The organism is Methylobacterium sp. EM32, assembly GCF_040593685.1.
In the GTDB taxonomy this organism is placed as follows: Bacteria; Pseudomonadota; Alphaproteobacteria; order Rhizobiales; family Beijerinckiaceae; genus Methylobacterium.
The window spans coordinates 1-1,626 of the sequence record NZ_JBEXZS010000200.1 but is presented as its reverse complement, the minus strand read 5'-3'; the positions used below and the strand labels follow the sequence as shown (position 1 = coordinate 1,626).

Sequence of the window (1,626 nt, the reverse complement as noted above, 5' to 3'; positions counted from 1 at the left end):
GCGACGTCGGAGGAGCTGGCGGCGCAGGCCGAGACGCTGCAGGCGACGATCGCGTATTTCCGGATCGACGGGAGCGAGGCTGCGGCGGGGTCGCGGGTGATCGACGGGGCGGTGTCGCAGCTGCGCGCCACGGCGTCCCGGATGGCGGCTCCCTCTGCGGCGGTGAAGTCGCCCGCCCGGACGACGACCCGCTCGGCGGCCAAGCCCCGCTCCGGCAGCCCCCGCGGGAGCGGCTTCGCCTTCGACCTGACCAGCGCCGAGGACACCCGCGACCAGGACTTCAAGCGCGCATGACCCCGACGATCCGGGCGCTGCGGCGGCGTCCGGATCGTCGAACGATCGTCACCCGGCGCGCGGCCATCGGCCCGCGCCGCCTACCCCCCATCGGCCCGTCCCCACTTTTTCGTGAAAGAATGCTCATGTCTCTCTTCGTCGGGATGAAGGGATCCTCCAAGACGCGCGTGGCCCTGGACGAGATCCAACGGCTGGGACAGGCGATGGCCGCCGGCGACCTGTCGGCGCGCGCCGATCTGACGACGGCGACGGGTGACGCGAAGACGATTCTGATCGCCGTCAACGACCTGCTCGAGACGGCGACGCGCCCGGCCATCACGTTCGGCGACTGCGTCGGCCGGATGTCGTCGGAGCACGGGACCGGCGACATTGACGTGCTCATGCCCGTCGAGCAGTTCAAGGGCGACTTCGCCGCGATGGCGCAGGACATCAACGGCCTGGTGACCGGCCACATCGCCGTGAAGAAGAAGGCGATGGCCTGCATCAAGGCGTTCGGCGAGGGCGACTTCGACGCGCCCCTGGAGTCTTTCCCCGGCAAGAAGGCGTTCATCAACGAGACCATCGAGACGCTGCGCGGCCATCTCAAGCGCCTGATCGCGGAGATGAACCGCATGTCGGCCGAGCACGACCGGGGCGACATCGACGTGTTCGTTCCCGTCGACCGGTTCAGCGGCGACTTCGCCGTGATGGCGCAGGGTATCAACGCCATGGTGGCCGGCCACATCGCCGTGAAGAAGAAGGCGATGGCCTGCGTCAAGGCGTTCGGCGAAGGCGACTTCAACGCGCCCCTCGAGGCGTTCCCGGGCAAGAAGGCCTTCATCAACGACACGATCGAGACGCTGCGGACCAACCTCCGGGCGATCACGTCCGAGATCCAGCACCTGATCGCCGCCTCGACCGCCGGGCAGCTCAGCGAGCGGGGCAACGCGGACAACTATGTCGGGGATTTCGCCAAGCTCGTGCTCGGCATCAACGGAATGCTGGACGCCATCATCCTGCCGATCATGGAGGGCAACCGCGTCCTCAGCCTCGTCAGTTCCGGGGATCTGACGCAGCGCGTCGACATCGCCTGCGAGGGCGACCACCAGCGCATGAAGGATGCGGTCAATGCGCTGGTCGACAGCCTGACGACCTTCGCGGTCAATGTCGCGGAGGCGGCCAGCCGGGTGGCCAGCGGCAGCCAGGAACTGTCGGCCTCGGCCGAGCAGCTGTCGCAGGGCTCGACCGAGCAGGCGGCCTCCACCGAGGAGGCCTCGGCCTCGATGGAGGAGATGGCCGCCAACGTGAAGCAGAACGCCGACAATGCCGGCCAGACCGAGGCGATCGCCCGCC

General features: G+C 68.6%; 2 pseudogenes. Both read left to right on the top strand.

The features are described from left to right. Nucleotides 1–294, top strand: a pseudogene (locus tag ABZT49_RS26730) (methyl-accepting chemotaxis protein); the annotation flags it as partial. A 125-nt stretch (nt 295–419) separates the two neighbouring features. Further along, nucleotides 420–1,626: pseudogene (locus ABZT49_RS26725) on the top strand (methyl-accepting chemotaxis protein); the annotation flags it as partial.